At 37.7% G+C, this 24,395-nt stretch carries 19 protein-coding genes and 1 pseudogene; 14 read left to right on the top strand and 6 right to left on the bottom strand.

Translation table 11 applies throughout. The features are described 5' to 3' along the window. Positions 1-35: 35 nt before the first annotated feature. The gene (locus tag AC1DE7_RS26770; RefSeq protein ID WP_477535552.1) at positions 36-1,007 is read right to left on the bottom strand and encodes a phosphotransferase; all 972 of its coding nucleotides are present in this window, start codon (positions 1,005-1,007) and stop codon (positions 36-38) included. A gap of 744 nt (positions 1,008-1,751) precedes the next feature. Between AC1DE7_RS26770 and AC1DE7_RS26765 the strand changes: the two genes are divergently transcribed. Further along, positions 1,752-2,339, top strand: coding sequence for an imm11 family protein (locus AC1DE7_RS26765; RefSeq protein ID WP_477535551.1), 588 nt, complete (start codon positions 1,752-1,754; stop codon positions 2,337-2,339). Positions 2,340-2,494: 155 nt separating this feature from the next. Here AC1DE7_RS26765 and AC1DE7_RS26760 read toward each other — a convergent pair whose 3' ends face one another. Next, the gene (locus tag AC1DE7_RS26760) at positions 2,495-3,073 is read right to left on the bottom strand and encodes a TetR/AcrR family transcriptional regulator (protein WP_036615266.1); all 579 of its coding nucleotides are present in this window, start codon (positions 3,071-3,073) and stop codon (positions 2,495-2,497) included. Positions 3,074-3,212: 139 nt separating this feature from the next. On the opposite strand from AC1DE7_RS26760, the gene AC1DE7_RS26755 reads away from it, so the two are divergent. Next, positions 3,213-4,115: a lysostaphin resistance A-like protein gene (locus AC1DE7_RS26755; RefSeq protein WP_477535550.1), complete on the top strand. Its 903-nt coding sequence runs from the start codon at positions 3,213-3,215 to the stop codon at positions 4,113-4,115. A 599-nt stretch (positions 4,116-4,714) separates the two neighbouring features. Further along, positions 4,715-6,274, top strand: coding sequence for an acetamidase/formamidase family protein (locus AC1DE7_RS26750; RefSeq protein WP_477535549.1), 1,560 nt, complete (start codon positions 4,715-4,717; stop codon positions 6,272-6,274). 131 nt (positions 6,275-6,405) lie between these two features. Here AC1DE7_RS26750 and AC1DE7_RS26745 read toward each other — a convergent pair. Beyond that, a pseudogene (locus tag AC1DE7_RS26745) lies at positions 6,406-7,241 on the bottom strand (sulfurtransferase). A gap of 34 nt (positions 7,242-7,275) precedes the next feature. Then, positions 7,276-7,482, bottom strand: coding sequence for a hypothetical protein (locus tag AC1DE7_RS26740; protein WP_477535548.1), 207 nt, complete (start codon positions 7,480-7,482; stop codon positions 7,276-7,278). A 408-nt stretch (positions 7,483-7,890) separates the two neighbouring features. Here AC1DE7_RS26740 and AC1DE7_RS26735 point away from each other — a divergent pair, with 408 nt between their 5' ends. From AC1DE7_RS26735 to AC1DE7_RS26700, 8 genes are all read left to right on the top strand, one after another. Then, positions 7,891-8,316 carry a hypothetical protein gene (locus tag AC1DE7_RS26735; RefSeq protein ID WP_477535547.1) on the top strand — a complete coding sequence of 142 codons (426 nt, stop codon included), beginning with the start codon at positions 7,891-7,893 and terminating at the stop codon, positions 8,314-8,316. A gap of 712 nt (positions 8,317-9,028) precedes the next feature. Beyond that, positions 9,029-10,414: a radical SAM protein gene (locus AC1DE7_RS26730; RefSeq protein ID WP_477535546.1), complete on the top strand. Its 1,386-nt coding sequence runs from the start codon at positions 9,029-9,031 to the stop codon at positions 10,412-10,414. A 42-nt stretch (positions 10,415-10,456) separates the two neighbouring features. Beyond that, the gene (locus AC1DE7_RS26725) at positions 10,457-10,696 is read left to right on the top strand and encodes an acyl carrier protein (RefSeq protein ID WP_477535545.1); all 240 of its coding nucleotides are present in this window, start codon (positions 10,457-10,459) and stop codon (positions 10,694-10,696) included. Positions 10,697-10,942: 246 nt separating this feature from the next. Then, positions 10,943-12,793 (top strand): S8 family serine peptidase, encoded by a 1,851-nt coding sequence (locus AC1DE7_RS26720; protein ID WP_477535544.1) that lies wholly within the window; start codon positions 10,943-10,945, stop codon positions 12,791-12,793. 3 nt (positions 12,794-12,796) lie between these two features. Then, a complete protein-coding gene (locus tag AC1DE7_RS26715; protein WP_477535543.1) occupies positions 12,797-14,569 on the top strand; it encodes an ABC transporter ATP-binding protein in 1,773 nt (590 codons plus the stop codon). Then, positions 14,562-16,352, top strand: coding sequence for an ABC transporter ATP-binding protein (locus AC1DE7_RS26710; RefSeq protein WP_477535542.1), 1,791 nt, complete (start codon positions 14,562-14,564; stop codon positions 16,350-16,352). Before AC1DE7_RS26715 ends, AC1DE7_RS26710 begins: the two co-directional genes overlap by 8 nt. A gap of 20 nt (positions 16,353-16,372) precedes the next feature. Beyond that, complete coding sequence (locus AC1DE7_RS26705) at positions 16,373-17,515, top strand: hypothetical protein (protein ID WP_477535541.1); 1,143 nt, start codon at positions 16,373-16,375, stop codon at positions 17,513-17,515. Between the two features lie 44 nt (positions 17,516-17,559). Further along, positions 17,560-19,155, top strand: a complete 1,596-nt coding sequence (locus AC1DE7_RS26700) for a hypothetical protein (protein ID WP_477535540.1) — start codon at positions 17,560-17,562, stop codon at positions 19,153-19,155. A 533-nt stretch (positions 19,156-19,688) separates the two neighbouring features. Here AC1DE7_RS26700 and AC1DE7_RS26695 read toward each other — a convergent pair. Next, a complete protein-coding gene (locus AC1DE7_RS26695) occupies positions 19,689-20,525 on the bottom strand; it encodes a sulfurtransferase (protein ID WP_477535539.1) in 837 nt (278 codons plus the stop codon). A 63-nt stretch (positions 20,526-20,588) separates the two neighbouring features. Next, on the bottom strand, positions 20,589-21,533 hold the full coding sequence (locus AC1DE7_RS26690) for a DMT family transporter (protein WP_036668496.1): 945 nt from the start codon (positions 21,531-21,533) through the stop codon (positions 20,589-20,591). 228 nt (positions 21,534-21,761) lie between these two features. On the opposite strand from AC1DE7_RS26690, the gene AC1DE7_RS26685 reads away from it, so the two are divergent. The 3 genes from AC1DE7_RS26685 to AC1DE7_RS26675 all read left to right on the top strand — a co-directional run bounded on the left by AC1DE7_RS26685 (position 21,762) and on the right by AC1DE7_RS26675 (position 24,387). Next, positions 21,762-22,664 (top strand): polysaccharide deacetylase family protein, encoded by a 903-nt coding sequence (locus tag AC1DE7_RS26685; protein WP_255319703.1) that lies wholly within the window; start codon positions 21,762-21,764, stop codon positions 22,662-22,664. A gap of 36 nt (positions 22,665-22,700) precedes the next feature. Beyond that, positions 22,701-23,354 carry a YkyA family protein gene (locus AC1DE7_RS26680; RefSeq protein ID WP_477535538.1) on the top strand — a complete coding sequence of 218 codons (654 nt, stop codon included), beginning with the start codon at positions 22,701-22,703 and terminating at the stop codon, positions 23,352-23,354. Between the two features lie 142 nt (positions 23,355-23,496). Continuing rightward, entirely contained in the window at positions 23,497-24,387 is an 891-nt protein-coding gene (locus AC1DE7_RS26675) for a hypothetical protein (RefSeq protein ID WP_477535537.1), read from the top strand. The last annotated feature ends 8 nt before the right edge of the window (positions 24,388-24,395 follow it).

Raw genomic sequence — 24,395 nt, 5'->3', positions numbered from 1 at the left:
CATGCGCCAATCTCCTTCCAGGCTTATATCCATATTCATGAAAGCATCTGAACTGCACATCTGGCATGATACTCCGCGAGCCCCCTAGCGAATTGTTGATCGGGGAATTGTCTGTGAAGCAGTTTCAGTCCTCCTGATATCAAGGACAAGTGATGGCAAAATCGATAAAATGTCATCCGCTCCGGGTCAAGATCGTTATTTTTTAAGTAATGATAGAAGTCTCCAAATCGAAACTCCAGAAAGCTATGCTCATGTTCGAGATCGAAGAATCCTGCGCCCTCAATATCAATAAGGCATGGTTGCATAGCATGATCTATCCATATATGATCTGGACCTAACTCTCCATGAATGAAACTATAGAGATCTCTGGGTTGAATTGCTGCTTCCAATTCGCAAAGTTTCTCAAGCAACCTTTCGTCATTTTTCCTTATATCTGTCATGTGTTTGGATGCATAGGATAAGGCTGTTTCGGCATCCAACCGTTGAACTTGGTAGCAAGGCCCAGCCTTTTTACTGTTATCGTTGGCGTTTCCATAAACGTTTCTTTGGATGTTATGCATATTAGACAACATATCCCTGATCCGTTGAAACAACTCATCCCGATCTTTGTCATTTTTATGCTGGAAATACGCTTCGGCTTTCTGTCCATCCACATACTCAACAAGAGCAAAATCATAAGAGTGCCGGTCTCTATCGTTATTTAGATCATACAAGATTGGTGTTCGAATTCCATGTTGAGCGAGAAAGCGAGTATTCAAAGAGAAAAGTTCGCTGCCATAGGAACTGTGGAAAGTGGGTTCATTCAAGATCTCTTCCTGAAAATAGTTGCTGGAAATATCCCAAACGTACAGCATACAAGTGAAACCATTCGTGCAGTCAATTTTGTAAATGACTTTTTGTGCGCCTCCATGTATTCTTGCGATCTGCGTTATGAGGTAACTGGCACCAAATACATTGTGCACATAATCCTGTAATTCTTCATGAGTAAGATGGTTGTTGGACATCATCGACTTAAGCTCCGTTTCAACTGTATTTTGCCGGCCAGCAACCTAAATATATAGAATATTTTCCCAAAAATATAGACTGTTTCTTTTCGATCTGTTAAAGTGTTGATTAAGGTCTGTATATTCATATGTATATTAAAGAAAGGGGTCGGGTACTCACGTTAGTGGGTGATCCGGCCCCTATTTTGCATGCAAGTTGACTCTCTATTGACTAATATATGACCAATGATTTTAAGGAGCTGGAAAGCCATCTTACATTTCAATGAACATCTTTTATTATGGAACAAGGCATCTATTAAAATAATGGATACTCGCCATATAACTATGCAAATGAAGGAGGGACTTCACTCCTACCGATTCCCCCTCGTTTCAAGCGTTAACGAATCTAGCACATCTTAAATGGTGGATTATGAAAGACTACAAGGTTTAACAAACCTCAGTAACGCTATTCCGTCATAAAACGGTGTCAACACCTTGAAAATGGACCGAACTGACGAAATAACGTCTCTGGGATTCGTTAGAATTTAAACCTGTGCTAATGAGAGCAAATAGCGTGTGCTAGATTCATTAAAACAATATAACCCTAACGAAGGTCCGGATCGTTCGATGTGGGCCTCTATGTGGTCTATAAAAATGAAAAAGTACACCAACAAAAGATGAATCTAACTTGTCATGGTGTTTTATTTATCGCTATTTGACCCGTATAATTGATTAAAATGCACTTCATTCGGAAGGGGACATCATTCTTTGAACTATTATTTTCTGGAATCTCAATATCCACGTAGAGGGTTTATTAGTGGCGGAACAACTTTCACTCCCCAATTAGATATGAATTATTTGGCGATAGAGAATCCGTTGCCCGAGGGGACAATGGCAGAGGTTGAGTTAGTGCCTACGGTGCGCAACCTGAACGTAGATTATTTTGAGACGATCACAGGAACGAGACACGTATCAGATCGTTTTAAAACGCTGTTGGAGGAAACGAAAACAAATACACAGTTTATTCCGACAACGGTGTGTTACCACGACGGTCGTGCGGTTGAAAAAACCTATTGGACTGCACATCAGCTTGATCGTTTGGATGTTTTTGATTATGAACGTTCGGAATATGGGCGCAAAGCGGTCATTGCTGCATCTGTACAACAACCTCCACGTAAGATCGTCAGAGTTGTATCTCAAATCTGCCTTCATGAAGAGCGAATTGGCGAGCATGAATTTTTTATGCTGGATTATATAAATATCTTCAAACCCATTGTTTCAAAAGATTTTTACGAAGTATGCCGAAAACATAGGCTGAATCTGAACGTTACAGAGGTCGGAAATGTAAGCATCTAAAATGCTACATGGATATAATGGAAGCACAAAGAAGCCCACGCAAAACGTGGGCTCTTAGTCTTTATTTTTCCCCAGTAGCCACCGGACTTTCTTGTGTATTTTGCTTGGCGCGGGTCAGCTGACTTAGCTCCCTGATCTATGCATCAAGTTTTCCTTTAACGTATAATCCAATTGATATAGTCTTGTATCATTTCTTTGCTTCGTGTTCTATTTATCTTATCCGGCTCTAGATACAAATTGAGAGCCATCCCATTCATAAAGGCATACAGTTTTTCTTGTTCCTTCTCTTCATCGGTTGTACGCAGAAGACCTTCATTTTTCAAGTACATGATGCAGTTCTTGATTGCGTTTTGCAGGTCCTCATAATTGGCGTCGAACCCTTTTTGTGTTTTTCCATAGCTTACAAATGCAAACCAAACCTCCATTTCCAATAATGTTTGTTCATCCGTCGGGACTAGTTCGAGCAAGTATTCAACAATTCTTTCTTGAGGCGCCAGTTCTCTTGCATTCAGATTTTTTATTCGAGTAAGTACCTTTTCCTTAACTAACTCAATTGCAAACGCTAATAGACTCTCTTGTTTTGAAAAGTAATGTCTTAAAGCGCCTTGTGATAATCCGGCCTCCTTCGCAATCGTTCTTGACGTTGCATGATGAATGCCTTTCTCACTAATGATTTTCCAAGTAGCTTCAGCGATAATATTCTTCATCTTCTCATGGTCCACGATTTTTGGCATACACACAGAATATCATATTATTTAACTCAACTGAAATAAATAGACGATGAAGAAGGGATGTGCTAGAATTTATTTAACTCAACTGAATTAAAAAAGAATGGGGCAAACGCAACATGCCACTCAAAGGAGTGCAATTGGAATGAATCAGCAATTCAAAGTAATGCTTCCAGCATGGGGAAAGGCAATCGGCTTATTATGTATGATCATTATATTTGCTGCTGTATTGTGGTTAGTGTGGACCGGAAATTTGAATATAAGGTACACGGCTGATCATGAGGAAGTGATTCCAATATGGCATAGTATGTTACCGGCATTCCTTGGTATTTTTCTAATCCATATGATTCCTTATCAAAGTCATGATTCCTCAATTTTCCAACAAATGGAGAAACATCACTTGGTCGTTCAATCGATTGTATTATTGCTGTCAGGCGTTTTATTTACGGTTTCTCTGATAACGATAGACCAGCAAGGATTACATTTCCAGCTATATTATTTGGCGTTCAAGTTAACGACATTAATGTTCACTCCGTTGATTTTATTTCTGATTTATCGCAAAATGGCTGGCGGGCATCAAGACATTATCTCGGTAAAACCTCGCACTCGCAGACACGTCATCGTACCACTAATCGTTATTTTGGTCTGGGGTTATCTAAAGTTTTATTCTCCAATTGCACAACCAGAAGGAGAAATCGTAGCAACCGATATGACAGAATTACTTTTCTTGGTGTTGATTGGTTTTATGATCAATAGCGTATTGGAGGAAGTTTTTTATCGGGTATGGCTGCAAACCCGATTGGAGACGTTGCTTGGAAGATGGCCCGCCATACTACTAGTTTCAATACTATGGTCCATTTGGCATGTTGCCATTCAAGGAAATGGTCATTGGGATATTGATGTGGCAACAGTAATTGCAAATCATGGGGTTACAGGTCTGTTTCTTGGTTATTTATGGGCCCGCTATCGTAAAATATGGGTGATTATCTTGATACATGGACTCATGAATGCTTCTCCTCATTTTCTTTTACAGATCCTGTTTCATTGAGCGAGAAAGGATTTGGTTGGATCAGTCTTCCCATGAAACATACCTCTATCTCTCCCATATTCCCGAGTGACGCTCAGACACTAGAAAATACACCGCCCCAGGCATCAGCCTGCATGGCGGTGTATTTGTCTTTGAGATACTGTAGACCGGTGCTCCGTACCTACTCTTCCCCCGGTAGCCACCGGATTTTCCTCATAACTAATTCAGTCAATACAGCTTCCGGAATACAACTTCACGTTTGAGCATCCCGCTTCTTCCAGCGCAATCACGTGCAGACAGGTGATTATGCCTGAACCGGAGTGTAGTAGTATTCCAGCGGCGGTATCGGATACATTAAAGACATACATAATTTCCATGTAACTTAATTTCGTTTGTTCAAATCTCTGAAGGAGAATCCTCAAGTTACTAGAAGTATTTTAGTTTTACATGTCTTTCGTATGACAAGTATGTTGACGTATTATTTGTGTTTATAAGTTTATTTTTGATATTTATCTCTATTGTGTCAAGTTTGTTGACAAAAAAGATATTGTTGTAAATGTATTTATATGTTAGTGTTTATTCATGTTAGAAAATATTACATAGTACAGAGGGGGAGCGTAATGTTTATTAACCGAACGATTAGGAAATTTGGGGTTTCAGTAGGGATTATAAGTATGTTTACATTTGCTCTACCTTCAGTGGGTTTTAGTATGCCACTGCAACCAACAACCCTTGATAAGGTAGAAGGTGATTATTATGTAACGTCTGCGATTGAGAACATTCGCTGGGGATCACTGCCTAATCGAGACAGCTCTCCGATTCTTACTGTACCATCAGGAAGTGCTGTAACATTTGATACGGTATCGCATGAGGGAATGATAGAGGATCAAGGGAGAAATCCAGTGGAGTACTTCGGCAAATTCGGTATCTCACCCGATGGAGTGTTGGATGATGCGAAGGTAATTGCGGCTTCTGAGATTAAGCATGATTATGTAAAAGACGGACCTCATATTATCACTGGGCCAGTAGCGGTTGAGGGAGCAGAGCCAGGAGATGTTCTTAAAGTAGAAGTCCTTTCGTTGCAAACTCGAGTTCCATATGGTGTCATTTCTAACCGCCATGGTAAAGGTGCCCTTCCTAACGAATTTCCAGAAAATACAGGCCCACAAGAGGGAGCTAGCGCAACAAAACCGGAATTATATAATAATGTATCTATATTTACGCCTATTGAAGAAATCAACGGCAATTGGTATGGAGTATTACCAACAAAAGCTGGCAAAAATGTACGTTTCCTAATTAACCCGTTTCTAGGTGTTATGGGGGTTGCACCAAATACCAGTGAAGTTGTGAGTTCTATCCCACCTATTGAAACAGGAGGGAATATGGATATTAATGAGTTGGGTGTTGGTGCAACTATTTATTATCCGATTCAAGTTAAAGGCGGACTATTCTATACTGGAGATCCACACTTTGCTCAAGGAGATGGGGAAGTAGCGTTAACTGCATTGGAAGCTTCCTTAAGGGGGACGGTTCGGTTAACGGTGTTAAAGAAAGGTGATCCATCACTACCACATAGTGGAGAATTTACGCAACCCTTTGCTGAAACAGAGGATTATTGGATTCCAATTGGACTGGACCCTGATTTGGATGAAGCAATGAAAGAATCAGTACGTGAATCGATTCAATTCTTATCTGATAAGCTTGATATGGATAGAAGTGTAGCTTATGCGTACCTATCGGCCGCAACGGATTACGAAGTATCTCAGGTCGTGGACCGAACGAAAGGCGTTCATGGACTCATTCGAAAGACCGATTTCCTTGAATATGTTGACGTTGCCATGAACGGAGGTGGTACGACAATCAAACCGGTTGTTCATAACGATGAGTTCTACATACCGATTCGAACAATTTCGGAGCTATTGGGCGGTACAGTAGTATGGGATCATAAGACGCGTACAACTCAAATCAAATTAGGTACGAAAAATATAAGTGCTCAAATTGGTTCAGATGTGTATTCAATTAACGATAAACTAGTGTTCAATAGTAACGTACCAAAGCTTTTAAATGGCGAAACCGTAGTTCCGGTCTCTGTTATTAATGAAATACTAGGTGCTTATGTCAACTGGACGACGATCGACAAGACGTTAACAGCTAATGTATCGTTAAGTAAAAAGCAATAATAGATTTCATTATTCAACCGTGGTGGACAGATATCCATCACGGTTTTTTTGTTATCATGAATCAAAACATAGAAAAATACATCGCCGGGGCAGATAAGCCACCTGGCGATGTATTCAACATCGATACACTGCTATATGTCTTTGTCAGCTTCCGCATTACCGGTAGCAACCGGATTCTCCTCATATCTAATCCAGTCGCTCCAGCTCCCGGAATACAGCTTCACATTCGAATATCCCGCTTCCTCCAGCGCAATCACGTTCGGGCAGGCGGAGACACCGGAGCCGCAGTAGACGATAATTGCATCATCTTTCCGAGTTTCACGAACCGCTCCTCTAATGCTTCAACACCAGACCAGCGACCATCTGCACCAAGCACGTCTTTCCAAAAATAATTCACCGCACCCGGAATATGTCCGGCCTTGGCATCAATCGGTTCCTCCAGACCCGCATAATGGCGAGCATCGCGAGAATCGATCAACACAGCGCTGCCAGTTGCCGAAGCTTGTTGCACATCTTACACACTTGCCAGCATCTGCGGCTGTACGTTCACCTCAAAGGAAGACGGGATATGCACGGGAACATCCGTTGTTACCGGAAACTTGGCATTTTGCCAAGCGGAGAAGCCTTCGTCCATGACATACACCTGCTCATGACCGATGTAGCGAAGCAACCACCACAATCGTGAGGCATTCATACCGCCTTGATCGTCATAGGCGATGATGCCAGCTTTGGATAGGCGACTTGCGAGAACAGCCGGATCAGGAAGCGGGTGACGCCCGCCATGTTGGTGACGGGAACGGGTAGGTTTTTTTCGAGATCAAGGAAGACTGCACCTGGAATAATGTCCGGCTTCGTAAGATTCACGCCCGGCATCAGGCTGACCAAGCAGGAAGCGACAGTCTGAGATGACAACGTCCGGCTCGTACATTCTGGCGATCAGCCAGCGCATGGATACAATATTTTTCATAAAACAAACACCGCCTTCTTATGTAATGAGTTCTTTACACCGTCTTGGGTTCAACTGGAACTGTGGCAGCGATGGGCGCATCAGCAGGAATCGACTGTGGTTTGGTTTTGCCATATCGAATGAAAATCCGCATCCTGAACAGGATCACGACACCTGCCAACATTTGAAGTGTACTCATTGCTTCATCCAGCAGTACCCACGCCAGCAAGAATGAGAATACTGGCTCTCCGAGAACACCCATAGGGTTGAAACGATAAATACAAAAGTCATGAGTAACTGTAAAAGTCGTTAACTATTTGCTGAACTAAATATACAAAAATTCAATAGGCTTCAAATGTTTTCACCTTCTGGTCTTTTTAGAGAATATAAAGCGAAGTGATGTAATGTGTTTTGTAAATAAATGTTAAGCAACCTTCGCTCGCTTTTTAGGGGGGAGAGACGAAATGAAATGAGAAATGTTGAGCTGGCTGAGAATAATCCCTGTATTTATTGATCGTGTGTAAGAATATGGTGCTTAAAAATGATGAGATATTGAAGTGTTTTAAATTAAAATATTTTCCAAAGTATCGGGGAAATGTATTATTAAATACTGAAATCAGTTTAAAAATTACGTGTAATACTGTAATATAGCCATAAAGGAGTGAAGAAAATGGATATTCAAAAAGCTACAGAAGAAAAGCTTGAACGTGCAATACAAATGGGAGTTCCGATTGATGAAGCTATTCTTGAAGGTCTTATACAAAAAAAATTACTTACTGAAGATGCATCTCAGCGTCTACTTGCTCAAAAAAATTATCAAAATAAAGAAATCAGAAAAAATGTCGTTTCAGCTCGTATTTCAGATGATGTTATGAATATTATCGATGATTTAATAACAAGTGGGCATGTAAACAGCCGTTCTGAAGGAGCTTCATATTTAATAATGTTGGGAGTAAAAAGCCATTATTCTTTTTTCAATGAACTTTCAAAAGAGGTAATAGTTATTGAAGAACAGCAGAAAAAAATTAAAAATCTCATCGAAAGCTCATTAATCTTCCCGGGTATTTCTCAAAATGGGCAACTTACGGATTTATAGTAATTTTTTCAAATGTGAAGCATCAAGAGTCATCATTAGAAATGAGGAAGTAATCAGCTTATAATACTTTGAAATTCAATTAAAACTGCAGGTTTATTTTGCGAATAGACATGCTGAGTAGCGATTCAATGCTTTCCTTATGTGTTACGGGCAACTGTAACTTAGATTCAATAGCTTGGATTTTTCGTCGTTTAACAAATATAGAAAAAGATTTCAGACCAATAGACTGTTTTCGGAACTATACCGAAGACAGTTTATTTAGTTTTCATTGTGCTCTGTATGTTGTTTATTCGAGTCAAATTATCTTTTTTACTCATCCATATTTTTTAAGGATTTTCAATTTACTTTTGGCTGAATTAGAGAGATTTCAGTAACAAAGGTTCAATTAGCAAGTAACTTGATTGTAATTATCTATAGATTGTCAGGTTTTTTAGAACTGATTTGTATGTTAATGTTTCAACAAGTAAGGAGAACGTTTTTTAGTCGTCTTTCATTAATTATTCGCTAGAATAGTTTTTATAAGACGTATCTCTTTTAGGTGTTTATATATTTGAAATAGTCATATATTATACCTTTTCAAGAGATTTGACGTACATATTTAAGTTCTCAATTCATTCTTACATTGATTTAGAAAGTTCTAAGGGTTTTTGATTACGCACTTAACTGGGGTAGAAATCTGGAAAAAAACTATTTTAAGATAGGGGACACAGATATGAAAGTCACAGGAGATGAAAACAAATTTACTAAAGAAATCAAAAAGAAAGAGGGATTCAAAGCCTCCAGATACAACATCATATCAGAAGACGGAATCGGAAATTTACTTTTGGTAAATACATTTGCCGGATCATTCACCAAATTTGGGTTTTCGATGAACGGTGAAGTTAGGAATATTCTAAAAAGGCCCGACGAATATTCAAAACTGGGTGGGTTATTCACAGAGCTAGTAACTCGAGGATATATTATTAATTCTAACGTTGATGAGTTTAGAAAAGCTGAATTGTTACATCAAAATACACTATCTATTAACTCGGGGCTAGAATTAATTTTAATGCCAAATGAAGATTGTAATTTTAGATGTAAATATTGCTATGAATCTTTTGCAAAGAACTTCATGACAGAATCTGTTCAACAAGGAATAATTAAATTTCTTGAAAGAAATATACATAGATATAGTTCACTTCATGTCAGCTGGTTTGGAGGCGAACCATTAACGGCCGTTCCCATTATTGAACGTTTGTCGAAAAAAATGATTGAAATATGTAAAGAAAAAAGAGTTCCTTATTCTTCAAGTATGACAACAAACGGGTATAATCTTACACTAGATGTTTTTAAGAAAATGTTAGAATGCAGAGTCAGAAAATATCAAATAACACTGGATGGCATTGAGTGTACACATGACAAACAAAGAGTACAAGTTGATGGTAAAGGCTCTTTTAAGAGGATTTTAGAAAATTTATTGAACATCAAAGAAAATATTAATTCAAAGACATTTCATATTATGATTCGTAGCAATATTACTAAAAATATATTGGATAATATAGATGAATTTATTAATTTTCTAAAAGATAATTTTGAAGATGATTATAGATTTAGCTCCTTTTGGCAAGCAGCGGGTGACTGGGGGGGGGATTCAGTTAGAGAAATTGAAGAAACCTTTTGTAGCTCTAAAGATTATATTCAGTCCCTGAAAGATGCTAGTAAATTGGGCATAAAATTTAATATGTATCGCGATATGATGAAGCCTGGTGGTAGCGTTTGTTATGCGTCAAAGAGAAACAGTTATGTGATTGGATCTGATGGTATTATCTACAAATGTACAGTTGCTTTTGATTTAGATGAAAATCAAGTCGGTGTTTTAACAGAGAATGGTGTTATGCAGTTAGATTATGACAAGTATGCTTTATGGGTTTCAGGACACGAATCATCAGATTTATCATGTCAGAAATGTTACTTTAGACCATCGTGTCAGGGCGCTAGTTGTCCATTAGAACGTTTGAAAAATAATATAACTCCATGCCCAGATGTAAAGAGAAGTATAAAAGATTATATGAAAATAATTTCTGAGAGCGAATACAGCTATGAATATATTGAATCCTGACGCCTATAAAGATTTAGATAATAAAAAAAAGGTAGGTATAAGATGGAGAATTTGCAGGAGAAATTAGAAGATTGTTTATTCCGAGTAGGCATAGATATAGAACATAATGAAGAGTTTGATTTACGTGAATCCATTATAGATTCATTCTTTTTTATTACGGTTATTCTTGAAATCGAACAAGAATTTAATATCGAAATTCCTGATGAATATTTAACCATTGATTTATTTTCTTCAATTGAACACTTGGCAGATATTATTAGCTCACAAAAAGAAAATATTTAATCAGACTAGCACATTTCTTACAACATGACAAAAGGAGGTGAGAATTTTGAAGAGAAAACTAGTAAAACCAGTGATAAAACATCAATATTATTCGATTGTCCAAGCTTATAACGTAGAGTGTAGCAACACATGTGCAAACCCAGGTTGTTCAAATTCAACATGTACTAACCATTGTTAAGATTTCGACATGGTTTGGAATTGTTCCGAACCATGTTGATTTTTTACTACAATGAATATGCGGAAAGGGTGAATATATTGAGGGGCTTTTCTCATATTAAAGGTGAAAATGTAAAAATAGGTATAATTGATAGTGGTGTGATTTTATCCCACCCAAAAGTAAGATGTACTAAAGAATGCGAAGGTTTAAGAATTGTAATAGAGAAGGGGGAGGTTTCATTTGATAATTTTATTGAAGATCAAATTGGTCATGGTACTGCAGTTACGTCAATAATTACTAGATTTGCTCCGAACTCTTCGTATTTTTTCTTCAAAATTTTTGATCAAGAATTAGTCTGTGACTATAAAAAGTTGCTGTTAACACTCTATAAAATAAAAGAAAGTTTCCAACTGGATATTTTACATTTAAGTCTTGGAATTGTTTCATCGGAGATCGTACCTGAGTTAAAAAAAATAATTGATGAAATAGATCGAAGTGGCACGATTATAGTTGCAGCATTTGATAACAGTGGATCAATCTCATACCCTGCGGCTTTTGAAAATGTTATAGGTGTGGACACTAGTGCAAATGTTACAGCAGACTATGACTATGAATATATTGAATCTTCAGAAGTTAACATTCGAGCCAAAGGTTGTAATCAGAAAGTTGCTTGGAAAGATCCCTCGCAATTAATTTTACAAGGTGCTAGTTTCGCAGCGGCTTATGTCACCGGCTTTATTGCAAAAATAATAGAAACAGGAGCGGAAAATAGGCTCCAAGTGCTAGAAACTCTTAAGGAACATGCCAAATTAATTGTCAACCATGGAGTTGAAAACAGTTACATTAAAGATTTTAAACAAACTATGCCCGAAATAAAAACTGCTGTAACCTTTCCGTTCAATAAAGAGATTCACAGTATTGTTTGTTTTTCGAAATTACTTTCCTTTGAACTAGTTGATGTTTATTGTTCAAAATATTTAGGGAATATAGGTCGAAAGACTTCAGCTTTGTTGAAAGCTAGTTGCAATAAAGATTACATTGTAAAGAATATAGAATCTATTAATTGGGACAGTTTTGATACCCTAATCTTAGGCCATACAGATTCTATTTCAAATAGATTAGGCTACGATATTTCTAAGGAATTAATACATCATTGTATTGAAAAGAAAAAAAATATATATGCATTTGATGATATATCAAGGCATTTGAACTTTTCAAAACAAATCGAAACTTCTATTACTTTCCCGCAAATAAATAAAGATATGATTCCATTAAACCGATTTGGGAAATTGTTCGAAATAAGCAAACCGGTTTTAGGGATTTTTGGAACAAGTTCTAAACAAGGGAAGTTCACTGTACAACTTACATTAAGAGAACAATTGCTAAAAGACGGGTATCATGTAGGTCAGCTTGGTACTGAACCATCGTCATTGTTATTTGGCTTTGATGAAGTTTACCCTATGGGCTACAACTCAACAGTAAACGTTAGTGGTTACGACGCTGTGCAAGTTATTAATCAATTACTTAGAAATATTGAGATTACGAATCCGGAAATTATTTTAGTGGGTTCTCAATCAGGCACTGTCCCGTATGCTACTAACAATCTATCATTTTACACTACACCACAATTAGAATTCTTACTTGGTACATGTCCCGATGCAGTTATCTTATGTGTTAATCATAATGATGAAATAGGCTACATTAAAAGAACAATTCAAACTATTGAAAGCCTAATTTCATGCAACGTCATAGCTATAGTTGTCTTCCCTAAAGAGTTGTCACAAGATTACACCTTAATTGAAAAAAAAACTCGTGTACGATCAGAAGACTTTGTGGAATTGATAAAAACTCAATTAAACAAGAAAGTTTTTCGATTAGATAATGCAATTGAAATGAATCAAGTATATGAAGAAGTACTAAATTATTTTGAGGAAGGTTGAGCGATGTTTAAAATAACAACTTTATCTGCAATTCTATTTTCATATAAGAAATTAATAAAAATAAATCCTGTTACTACGATTACATACTTTTTATCTACAGTCCTGATAGGGACATTTCCAGGGATACAAGCATTTTTAATTACTGATCTAATTTACTCTTTATTGAAAAAAAATTCAGAAAGTAGTTTAAATCTTTTTCTCTTCTTAAGTATAGTTTCCTTTATACAAATTATTGCTGTGAGCTTGCAGAATCTCACAGCAAATACTCTTTTCAATAGATTGCAAACACTGCAGGCGCTAGATTTAATAAACATCACACGTAGAATTCCTATCATTGATTTAGAGACTGAAGATACTCAATTTTTGATTTCAAGGGCGAAAGCGAACGGAAGTTCGATATTTTATTTAATTGAAGGATTTCAAGGATTACTTCAGACAATCATAGCGTTCACAGGATTCGTAATATATACATTCTCTCTAAACATTTTTCTTTGTATTATTTTTCTTGTTAGTATTTTGATCTATTCTGTAAGTTCGTTTATTCAAAGTAATCGCGAATATGAGAGCCAAAAAAATTTAACTTTTGAAGAACGTCAAGCGAGTTACCTGACCAACATTTTAACCAATGTGGATTTCTCTAAAGAAGTAAGAATCTACAATTTTATAGACTTTATCCTTAGCAAGTGGGAAGAGAAAGTCAAAAAAATAAAAAATGTAACAATAAGTTTGCAGAAAAAACATTACAAACAAAATATTCTAATAAATGGGACTGGTTTTCTCATGGTAGGTGTTTTTTTTGTATCAACTTCTATAAGTATCTATTACGGTCAGGCGAATATTGGAGCTTTCGCTGGGTTAGTTTCTTTTATTTCACAGCTAACACCAATGATTAATAATGTCGGTTCCACACTGAAGACTTTCAATATCAATAAAAATAATATAACGGAATTGTTAAGTTTTTATCGAACTTTTGAGAATGAACTGAAACCTGTTTCAAAAGGGGTCATTGGGAGGACATCTAATAATAGAATCATTCGATTAGAGAATGTTTCATTTAAATATCCGAATAGCGAAAAATATATATTGAAAAATATTAATCTGGAAATCAAGCCTGGCCAAACGTTAGCAATTGTAGGATTGAATGGAGCGGGCAAAACAACATTAGCTAATATTATTGCAGGCATTTATGAACCGACTAATGGACAGGTTTTCATAAATGATACAGATTATTCAGATGTTGATAAAAAATTAATATACAACCAGATAGGATATATTTTTCAGAATTATTTAAAAATCGAAGGGACTTTATTGCAGAATATATCGTTAAGTGATGAATCTATCGGTTCTATGAATTCAAGACAATTGGAATTTATCTTTAAGTGTGGCTTTAGACAGGATGAACTCGAGAAAGTTTTGGGAAAACAGTTTGAAAATGTTCAGCTTTCGGGAGGGGAATGGCAAAAAGCCGCATTTGCAAGAACATTTTTTCATGAAAAATTATTATATATACTTGACGAACCGACAGCTGCACTTGATCCAAAAACTGAAGTTGAAATTTTTAATTTATTTAATGAATTGGCCCTTAATAAAGCCAATATATTGATAACCCATAGGCTAGGTTCAATTACTCATGCAGATAAAATTATTGTAATAAATGATGGAGAAATTATCGAAGTAGGTACTCATCACTCATTGATTAATTTGGAAGGGCAATATAAAAGAATGTTTGATACTCAAGCTCAATGGTACCGAAACGGAGATGTGGTTAATGTTTAAGACGGGATGGCTAACACTAAAATTCATTTATTCAAATAATAAATCAAAATTTTATTTGTTACTTACTGGTAATCTGATCATTGCTCTTTTACCTTCAAGTGCGTTAATAATTTTAAGCTATCTTGTTGATTCATCTACATCCATACTTTTGAAAGAAAGTAATGCTTCAATTCAATTCGTGATTACCATTTCGGTATGTTACATTCTTTCTGCTTTAATCTTGCCGAACGTATTAACACAAGCGACTTCATACTTGCATAACGTTATACAGTATAGTATTCAGATTTCTTTATCCAAAAAGTTGATGATGAAATCTGCTTCAGTTCATCAAGAAGTAATCGAAAGGCCTGCCTATCAGGATTTACTTCAAAGTATAAGAAGCATTGATGGAAATAAGCTTGTATCTTACTTCACAAAAAATTTAGGTTTAGTGACTTCGACTATTCAGTTAATCACTACATTAACTGTATTATTCTCTTTTTATTGGATGCTTCCTATTCAATGGATCATTGTAATCCTACCAGATATTATTCTTAAATTTCGAGCAACAAGAAGAAATCTGAAAATTTACGATGATATTAATCATCTAAATAGAAGAATGACTTATTTCTCAGATCTTTTAACCGGATCGAAATATGAGAAAGAGATTAGATTATCAAATGGTTATGATTTTTTGTCGAAAAAGTTTATTGAATATGCTAATAAATTTCTTGCAAAGACAAAGAGCGTAAATATAAAAAATCAACTTGATGGATCAACGGGGCAGTTTCTTTTTTTTGTATTGCATAGGGGATCCATATTATTCGCCATTTTTGCTGTAATTGATAATAAACTAAGTATCGGTGAGTTTACAACATTCTTTTTCGCTGGCAACACAATTTTCAATGCGATAAATGCTTTTAATAATAATCTGTCTAATATGAAATTTGATTCGTCATTAATTCAAAGATTATTTAACTTCCTTGATGAAATTAGTGTATCACCCCCTCAGAATATTCTTACTGATAAAATAGTTGAAATAGAATTTAAGAACGTATCATTCTCATATAAAAATGACAATGTATTTGCCTTGAAGAATATAAATATTATTTTTAAATCAAATGAAAAAGTTGCTATTGTTGGTGAGAATGGCGCAGGAAAAACAACATTTATACGGCTACTACTTGGCCTATCAAAGCCTACGACAGGCGATATCTATGTAAATGGTCAGAATATAAATGAGCTACATCCTAAATATATACTTAGTCAGGCAGTGGCGGTATTTCAAGATTACAATACATTTTTACTTACTATTGGCGAAAATATTTTATTAGGAGATACAAATTCAAAATATGAATCCGACATATTTATTGAGGCGATTGAGAAGTCTAACTGTAAGCAGGTGATACTCAAACATTCACTGGGTTTAGATCAACCAATTGGAGATTTATACAATAAAGGAATAGACCTTTCTGGAGGAGAAAAACAAAAACTTGCATTAGCTCGTTCCTATCTAAAAGAAGCTTCTATAGCAGTTTTGGATGAGCCTACGGCTTCAATGGATTCTTTTGCGGAAATGAAGTTGTATAAACAATTTCAAAATTATGCAAAAGACCAAATTGCGGTCATAATTTCTCACCGTCTAGGTTCAGCGACACTTGCGGATAAGATTATATTTCTTGATAAAGGAGAAATACTTGAGGTTGGAAATCACAAACAACTCTTGCGTGAGAATGGAGCATATCACAAATTATTTCATATACAATCATCGCTGTACGGCAACGATGTCCTATCTAATATCTGATTTCAAAAGGAGGGTAAAATTTGAAAAAGGAAATTATCTTTTATTCTGACGCTTCTTTATTAATGGCAATAGGCTTTCAGTCCGAAGCGCACTTTCTTACTATGCTAAGAGAAGCTATAAACAACAAATATCCAAGTTACTCTATTAAATATATTTCTTCCAAAGCTGGATCTGTATCTTCTTTGCTTGAAAGAGGAAAATTAATTGACATTGTAGTAGATTCAACTGGCGAGTTGATACCGAAGGGAAAAACGAATAGATTTGAAATGAACCTATTAGAGTATTACCCGCATCTTAAGAATGATCAAACGAGATTATATAAAATCCCATTCACAAAATGCGTGTATGGTTTTTATTATTCAGTTAATTTCCAGAAGGAGACAGACTTATCAATTAAAAGTTTAGAATCTTGGAATGATTTGATAAATAATTTAAAAGACTGCTCAAACCATTTCAGTTCAAAAAAGTATCTGTTAAATACAGGGCACTTATCTCATACTCTGAGACAATTATCTTTGAGCTATCTTGATGATGACGGAGAAACTATGAGTTATTTAGATAGTTGGAAAGAATTGACTGAATTTCTGAAAAGAGCATATTCTTTACCTGGGAATAAACCAATCAATAATCTAGCACTGGTTTTCGGTGGAGTAGGAAATTTTGAAATGTTTCCATCAATGGGTCATCAAGTTATGCGTAAATTTATTGAAAACAACATCGAATATCAATGTAATGCGATACCAACATTTGAAAACAAAATTGGATATCCAGAAAATGGTCTCAATATGTATGTGAATTCAACTTCTCGTTCCATTGACATCATTATAGATTGTATCAATATTATCATTTCAAAAGAGTTTCAGTTGCAACTCTTTTATCAAGGAGTAGCTCCATTAGAGAGACAGGATGACTCAAGGAAATTTGGCGAACATATTGACTATCTCAGGGAAGTTGATACTTCTGTCTTCTTTAGTAGAACTCCATTTAATAGGAATAGCTTGGATGCTCTTGAGAATGAGTTTGAATACCTTTTTTGGGGTCCTGCTAGAAAAGCATATATAAACCATCTTTTTAACCAATTATCTGAGGAGACTTCTTTGACGCAACTTAAGCAGGCTATTGAAGATACACTAACTTATGTGAAGCAGTACCAGAATAATTAACCAGAGCACATACTCTTAATTTTAAAAAAGTGAAGGTGAAAAAAATGAAAAAAACTTTAGCCTTAAATAAGAAAAGTTTCCTTACATCGTACCCACATTATGCAAACATATCTTCAATTCTCCTCGATGACGATTCTGATAATGCTTATAACGTTGAGTTTTCAGATCTTAAAACAATACCTGAATATTATTTTAAAAATGATTGGTTTGAAAAAAGTATATCTGATTATGGTGACGAAAAAAATCTTGAACCCAATCATAAGATTTGTATACAAGAACTTAAAGGCGCATGTTGCAACGAAGGAGACATTACTGGACAAAATGATTCATTTAAATTTATTTATTCCATACTAGAAGGAAATGGGGGAATGGAATTTAAAATAGATTATCAAAAAAATACTAGTGTGTGGGCAAAAGCTGGTCTAATGTTTCGTGAAAACTTAACATCCGATTCAAGGTATATTTCTATATTTACTACACCAGCAGTTAATGGAATAGTAGTACAAATGAGAGAAAGTACAAATGAGGTTTCAACATATGAATATTTATGTAATTCTGAATTTCCAGCCCGAATAAAAATTGAACGGAACGATAATTATGTAAAATTGTACTGTGGAGATTCATTAGGCGAGTGGATACATACTAGAACAATTCCCTTTAGTTTTGATACAGCAGTTTACATGGGAATTGCACTATGTACACCAAGAGAGAATGCATATAAACCTTGGTTTGTCTCGAATTTTATTCAAATGTATTGTTATAAAGACTTTAGTATACATGCAAATCCTATAAATTTTAATACAGGTATATACTTAAATGATGATTTTTACTCATTTTGTCCGTATTTAAGAGTACAGAACATTAAGTATTCCCTATTGAAAAAAAATAATGTTAGTATTGTTCAGTTTATAATAGAAGCTATTGATGATAATAACTACGTAGACGTACTACTTGATGAGTTTTATGTTCCTCAAGGTAAGGGATATAAAGAATATACATATTACCATGGAAATATGATTTATGGTTATGACTTACAAAATGAAATTTTTGAATTAATTGGATATAATGACAATAATATCATCAGGCGTAGTAAGTTGACTTTTCGAGAATTCGAAAGTGCGTTTGTGGAGGGAGGAAGGGAAGGGTGGTATAGAGAAGGTTTAATTTCAATATTTAAAATACACCCGTATACAACATATGATTTCAACATAAATATTATGTTGCAACAGCTATCAGATTATGTGAATTCTATTGACTCACTGTACTCCCTATCTATTATGCAAAATTGCGATACAAGGATAGCGCATGGAATATCTGTATATGATTATTTGATTCGTAATATTTCTAGCTATATAGATGATATGAGACCTTTGCATATAATATGGGAACACAAAAAAATAATGCTTTTTCGGCTCAAATATCTAAAAGATTACAATATCATTGACATGACAGATTTCGATCAGCTTTACTCTGAGTATTCATTAATTGAACAATTAGCATTGAAAACAAGAAACTTGCAATTAAAGAATAAGGTTAGACCCAATTACAAAAATATTTCGAAAATAAAAAATAATATTGAAAAGATAAAAATAGGAGAAGTGAATTTGATTCCTCTTATAATCAAATCATGTATGAAATAATGAGGTTTTGATATTTTAAAATGTATACATTCCTTTTTTATGCGTAACTCATTGTTGTGATCCCAATCAAAGGTAATGTATGTCTGATTCAGATGAGCCAGCTCTTTGGAGTTTCGTATCCTAAGTTTTCGCATTGTTTGACTTTTGATTAGTCGAATTTAGCTGTCCTCTTGATAAACGTTAAAGACGATATGTTACCAGGACTCAAACGCTCACTAATGAAATACAGCTTTAAATTCGTATACTAGGCTTCTCAAGTCCGTTGTGAAAATGGGCTTGAGAAGCCGAACATAATTCAGCCTGTCCGCGGAGTTCAGCCCAATTCTCATTCTTTATTATAGTCCTCAAATTGCAACTAACATAATTACAAGAGATATCAATATCTGATTATCTTTCGCTGAATATTAAGTAGCATTCCCAGGAGTGGGAGTGCAGTAAGAACAATTGTCGCGATATTGAGATAGCAAAGCGATATTTCTTAGCAAACCAAAAAGTGATCCAAGTAAATCCGTGATTTTGAATAACGTTTAGTATTATTCTTCCCCCGTAGCCACCGGATTTCCCTCATAACTGATCCAGTCGCTCCAACTTCCGGAATACAATTTCACATTTGTATATCCCGCTTCTTCCAGCGCAATCACGTTAGGGCAGGCCGAGACGCCAGAACCGCAATACACGATAATCGCACCATCCTTGTCCAGTTTACTGAAACGCTCTTCTAACACCCCAGTATCTGTCCAACGTCCATCCCAATCCAACACATCTTTCCAAAAATAATTCACCGCACCCGGAATATGTCCGGCCTTGGCATCAATCGGTTCCTCCAGACCCGCATAACGGCGAGCATCACGGGAGTCAATTAGCACGGCACTGCCACTTGCCGAAGCCTGCTGAACATCTTCAACACTTGCCAGCATGGCTGGTTGCACATTCACCTCAAAGGAAGCCGGGATCTGAACCGGCACATCCGTAGTCACTGGGAATTTGGCGTTTTTCCAAGCGGAGAAACCTTCGTCCATGATATACACTTGTTCATGACCGATATAGCGAAGCAGCCACCATAGCCGAGATGCATTCATCCCGCCTTGATCGTCATAAGCAACAATACGACTATTGGAGCCGATGCCAGCTTTGGAGAGACGACTTGCGAGCACAGCTGGATCAGGAAGCGGATGACGTCCTCCGTGCGCAGATACAGGAGAAGACAGGTCTTTTTCCAAATCGAGATAGACAGCCCCTGGGATATGTCCAGCTTCATAGGATTGTCTTCCAGCCTCTGGCTGACCGAGCAAGAATCTGCAATCTGCAATAACTACATCCGGTTCATACATTCTGGCGAGCAGCCAGCGCATGGATACAATATTTTTCATCAAAATACACCGCCTTATGAGAGTGGTAGAGTCGTTTATTACTATGATTTACGAAAAAATACGTTATACCGTTGTAGGTTCAATAGGCCCTTTTCCCGCAACAGAGGCTTCTGCTGAAGCAATCTGAGGTTTGGTTTTGCCATATCGAATGAAGATCCATACCCCGAATATAATGACCACCCCGGCAGACATTTGTAAAGCACTGAGGGATTCGCCGAGCAGCATCCAGGCTAGTAATGAAGAGAATACGGGTTCCCCAAGTACGCCCATGGATACCGTCGTGGCATTCATATATTGAAGCAGCCAGTTGAAGAGATAATGTCCAAAGATCGTTGGCACAATGGCGAGTAGCAGGAAGATTCCCCACTCTGACGCAGCGTAACCTCCGAATGGATGGCCCATGATCAGATTATATACCGCCAGCGTGCAAGCAGCTACGAAGAACACCCAGAAGTTATACGAAAATGCACTAAGTCCCGCTCGCAAAAATTGACCCAGCAGCATATGAACGGCGACTGCGATTGTGCCAAGTAAAGACAGGACATCACCTTGCAGGGCAGTACCTGCCAACTGGAAATCTCCTGCGCCAATGACGATTGACCCAAGCAGGGCGATGCCCATGCCGATGATCATCATGCGGTTAATTTTGGCTTTGAACAGCCATACCGAACCGGCAAGAATCAGTATAGGCTCCAGCGCGAGAATAACTGTGGAACTGGCAACACTGGTGAGCCGTAGCGAACCCATCCAGAGCAGAAAATGAAGGGCCAGCATCACACCGGATGCAAGCAGCAAGCCCCACTGCCGTAAGCTCAGACGCATCATCTCATGTCTGTATTTCCAGACAAAAGGCAGCATTAGCAGATTGGTCAGAAATAGACGGTACATGGCAATGACCGCAACATCTGCGGTAGACCAGCGTACAAAGATCGAAGAGAAAGAAATGGCGATAATGCCGACAAAGAATAACAGATAGATGGATCTGCCGGCACGGTTCAAGCTTGTCATGGGTGTAGCTCCTTCTTGAAGTCTGATAGCGTAAATCACTTCATTATACAGGAGAAGACAACCGCAGGAAAGATAAAGAGAACGAAGAGATAAGTAGATTGTAACCGGGCTTGTAACTATTCTGTCATTCTCCCGATCCATTTTTCTATTAATCTTCTATATAGAGACATGAAACGAGATAATATACCAATAATCGGGAAAAAATGAAAGTAAGGAAGTGGCATGACAGTGAGAGTTCAACAAGAGAGAGCGGGAGAGCGTGGCAGTATTCCGCCTAGCACAAGTCGCACGAAAACACATAAACGAAGAAAAATCCGGTATGGAAGAGTAATCATAGCTCTAATGCTCTTGGTACTGTTCGTTACCGGTATTACATATGTATTCTTTGGCATGACGCATTGGATCAAAAGCGTTGTGGCGCCGCCTCCGATCACTGTAATCGAACAGCCGGCCAAGCTCGGCATGATACAAGTTACTCCTGATGCGAAGGAGGAGCCGGTACGGTTTCAGGGCCAGGTTCGCAAATTGGCATACATAACGTTTGATGATGGGCCAACTGAATATACGGAACAACTGCTGGATATATTGAAGCAGCATGAGGCAAAGGCTACCTTTTTTATGATCGGACGTCAGTTGAATCAGCATCCGGAAGCAGTGAAACGACTGTTGAAAGAAGGCAGTTATCCTGGACTTCACAGCATGACGCATAACTATAAAAAGCTGTATAAGAGCGGCAACTCGGCAAACTTTGTGAAAGAGTTCAAGAAAGAGCAGAAGATGGTGCAGGACCTGATTGGTTTTACACCTCATCTTATTCGTGCACCTTATGGCAGCAGTCCACAGATCGGTGAAAAGTTCAGAGGTGACATTGCGGCGGCCGGATTCAAGATGTGGGACTGGACGACAGATTCACTCGATTGGAATCTTCCCGGTCAGCCGGACAAGATTGTGGCCCGGGTGAGCAAAAGTGTACATCGGGATAAGGAAGTGATTCTGATGCATGAGCGGGAGCAGACGGTTCAGGCTTTACCACGCATTCTGAAGTTACTCGAAGATCGGGGTTACGAGTTCGAAGTATACGATCCGGATGCACACTGGGTAGCCAATTTTAGCGGAGATACCCGCTTGTAATAAACAACAAGATGATGCAAGAGAGGAAGGACTTTGGTGCTAACGAGTAAAAAAGTGGCGCTTGCGGCAGTCAGTGTATTGCTAATTCTGCTGGCGAGTGGTTGTGGAGATCCGCAGGAGCCTGCGGCAAATCAGATAAACCAATTGGTGCTCAGCGGTCAGGAGATCGACCAGAGTTTGAAGACGCTGACCAGTCATGAGCAGGAAGATATGAAGTTATACAAGTCAATTTTAGACAAAGGCAAGAACAAAAACAGTGATCTCGAAGCACTGCTGGATCAGGCAGCAGAACATATCCATGAACGAAGAACGTTGTTGAAACAGGCGGAAGAGGCCATGGAACAGACCAACGAGAAGACGGTGGCCCTGCGCGGTTCATTGAAAGAACTATCATTTGAAAAAGAAGAAACGTTGGCACAGGCTGAAAAGGTGCTGGATCAATATGAAGCAAGAGCACGTGCATTGGAAAATTTTGTTGCTTCGTATCAGTTGAGTCTGAGTGCCGATGAGCAGTTATATGATCTGATGAGAGAAAGTGCAGAACCTAATCTGGTTAAGATTAAGCGAGCCATTCGGGTACGGAATAGCGAATATGCGAAGCTTGCTGAATTCCGAAAGCAATTTAACCTCCAGACCAAAGCATTTAACGGAGCCAATGCCAAACTGGTACAGATGGATCAGGCCAGCTGAGCAGAGGATCTGAGCAACGATTCAGATATTTTGCATGATTGAGCTGCCTGTCTCCCGTGTAAGTACTAGTATACAGCCAAGCCAATGGATGAGAAGCAACATGGACAAGCATCATTGCGTATAAGCTAACGGAGGTGTTCATATGCGAAAAGGAAATACAATGAAAGTCAGTGCATCACTCCTGGTTTTACTTATGGGATTCTCGCTTGTGGCTTGTGGGAACAGTAATCCTGCTGCACAGCCAACAGTGAATAATACGGAAGAACAGTCACCAGCACCAGAGCAACAACCAAATGAAAGTGCTGCAATTGAAGCAGAAGGTATTCTGACTGGATGGGCTGATCCGCATACGGTGGAGATTCGAGTGAATGAGAAGCCGATGTCATTCCAGGTGAGCGAAGATCTGCAGAAGTCTCTGGATGATATCGATGACGAAGATTCCGTTCGTTTCAAATATGTAGAGAAAACGATTGATGCAACAATGAAACAGTTGGTACTTACAGAGATTGCAAAGATTGAATCGAGTGATGACAATAACGGTTCCAATGCAGGCGGTACAGTAACGTCCGATCGTCCGAAGACATCAGAGCTGGAAGTGACGGTAGAAGGAATGACCGAGAAACGTCCAGTGACATTGGCACAAGCGAAAGGTTATTCACTTTATGTGTTTGAACCGATGGCTTTTGACGCCGAAGACCATGAATTAACAATGAAGATTGATCCGGATTATGAGGTAGAGATTGAGAAGCTGCCGGCAAATTACAATCTGGATGCGCTGAAGATGGATGCCAAGGAAGAGTTGTCCGAGACCGGAGAAGTGAAGCAGTTAACGGCTGAACAACTCAGCAACGGCCCGATGAAGGATGCAAGATTATACATGATGTCCCAGAATGATAAGAAAACAGAGTATTTTATCGTGAAAGAACTGGACGGCAATGGTTTCATTTTCCACATCCAAGCACCTATTGGTGAACCTTCGGAAGGTTTCCTGCCCATGGCATATGCATCCCTCAATTCCATTATGAATGAGTAGAAAAGGGA

The organism is Paenibacillus sp. 10L310 (assembly GCF_056395745.1).
Note: the sequence above shows the minus strand (reverse complement) of the source record. Positions and strands in the feature narration are given on the sequence as shown.

What these genes read in the sequence shown, in the direction of transcription:
- AC1DE7_RS26690 (WP_036668496.1), bottom strand. Translation starts at nt 21,533, where the DNA reads ATGACAAGCTTGAACCGTGCCGGCAGATCCATCTATCTGTTATTCTTT.
- AC1DE7_RS26710 (WP_477535542.1), top strand. Translation starts at nt 14,562, where the DNA reads ATGTTTAAGACGGGATGGCTAACACTAAAATTCATTTATTCAAATAAT.
- AC1DE7_RS26760 (WP_036615266.1), bottom strand. Translation starts at nt 3,073, where the DNA reads ATGCCAAAAATCGTGGACCATGAGAAGATGAAGAATATTATCGCTGAA.
- AC1DE7_RS26740 (WP_477535548.1), bottom strand. Translation starts at nt 7,482, where the DNA reads ATGGGTGTTCTCGGAGAGCCAGTATTCTCATTCTTGCTGGCGTGGGTA.
- AC1DE7_RS26675 (WP_477535537.1), top strand. Translation starts at nt 23,497, where the DNA reads ATGCGAAAAGGAAATACAATGAAAGTCAGTGCATCACTCCTGGTTTTA.
- AC1DE7_RS26770 (WP_477535552.1), bottom strand. Translation starts at nt 1,007, where the DNA reads ATGATGTCCAACAACCATCTTACTCATGAAGAATTACAGGATTATGTG.
- AC1DE7_RS26750 (WP_477535549.1), top strand. Translation starts at nt 4,715, where the DNA reads ATGTTTATTAACCGAACGATTAGGAAATTTGGGGTTTCAGTAGGGATT.
- AC1DE7_RS26695 (WP_477535539.1), bottom strand. Translation starts at nt 20,525, where the DNA reads ATGAAAAATATTGTATCCATGCGCTGGCTGCTCGCCAGAATGTATGAA.
- AC1DE7_RS26725 (WP_477535545.1), top strand. Translation starts at nt 10,457, where the DNA reads ATGGAGAATTTGCAGGAGAAATTAGAAGATTGTTTATTCCGAGTAGGC.
- AC1DE7_RS26735 (WP_477535547.1), top strand. Translation starts at nt 7,891, where the DNA reads ATGGATATTCAAAAAGCTACAGAAGAAAAGCTTGAACGTGCAATACAA.
- AC1DE7_RS26700 (WP_477535540.1), top strand. Translation starts at nt 17,560, where the DNA reads ATGAAAAAAACTTTAGCCTTAAATAAGAAAAGTTTCCTTACATCGTAC.
- AC1DE7_RS26715 (WP_477535543.1), top strand. Translation starts at nt 12,797, where the DNA reads ATGTTTAAAATAACAACTTTATCTGCAATTCTATTTTCATATAAGAAA.
- AC1DE7_RS26755 (WP_477535550.1), top strand. Translation starts at nt 3,213, where the DNA reads ATGAATCAGCAATTCAAAGTAATGCTTCCAGCATGGGGAAAGGCAATC.
- AC1DE7_RS26730 (WP_477535546.1), top strand. Translation starts at nt 9,029, where the DNA reads ATGAAAGTCACAGGAGATGAAAACAAATTTACTAAAGAAATCAAAAAG.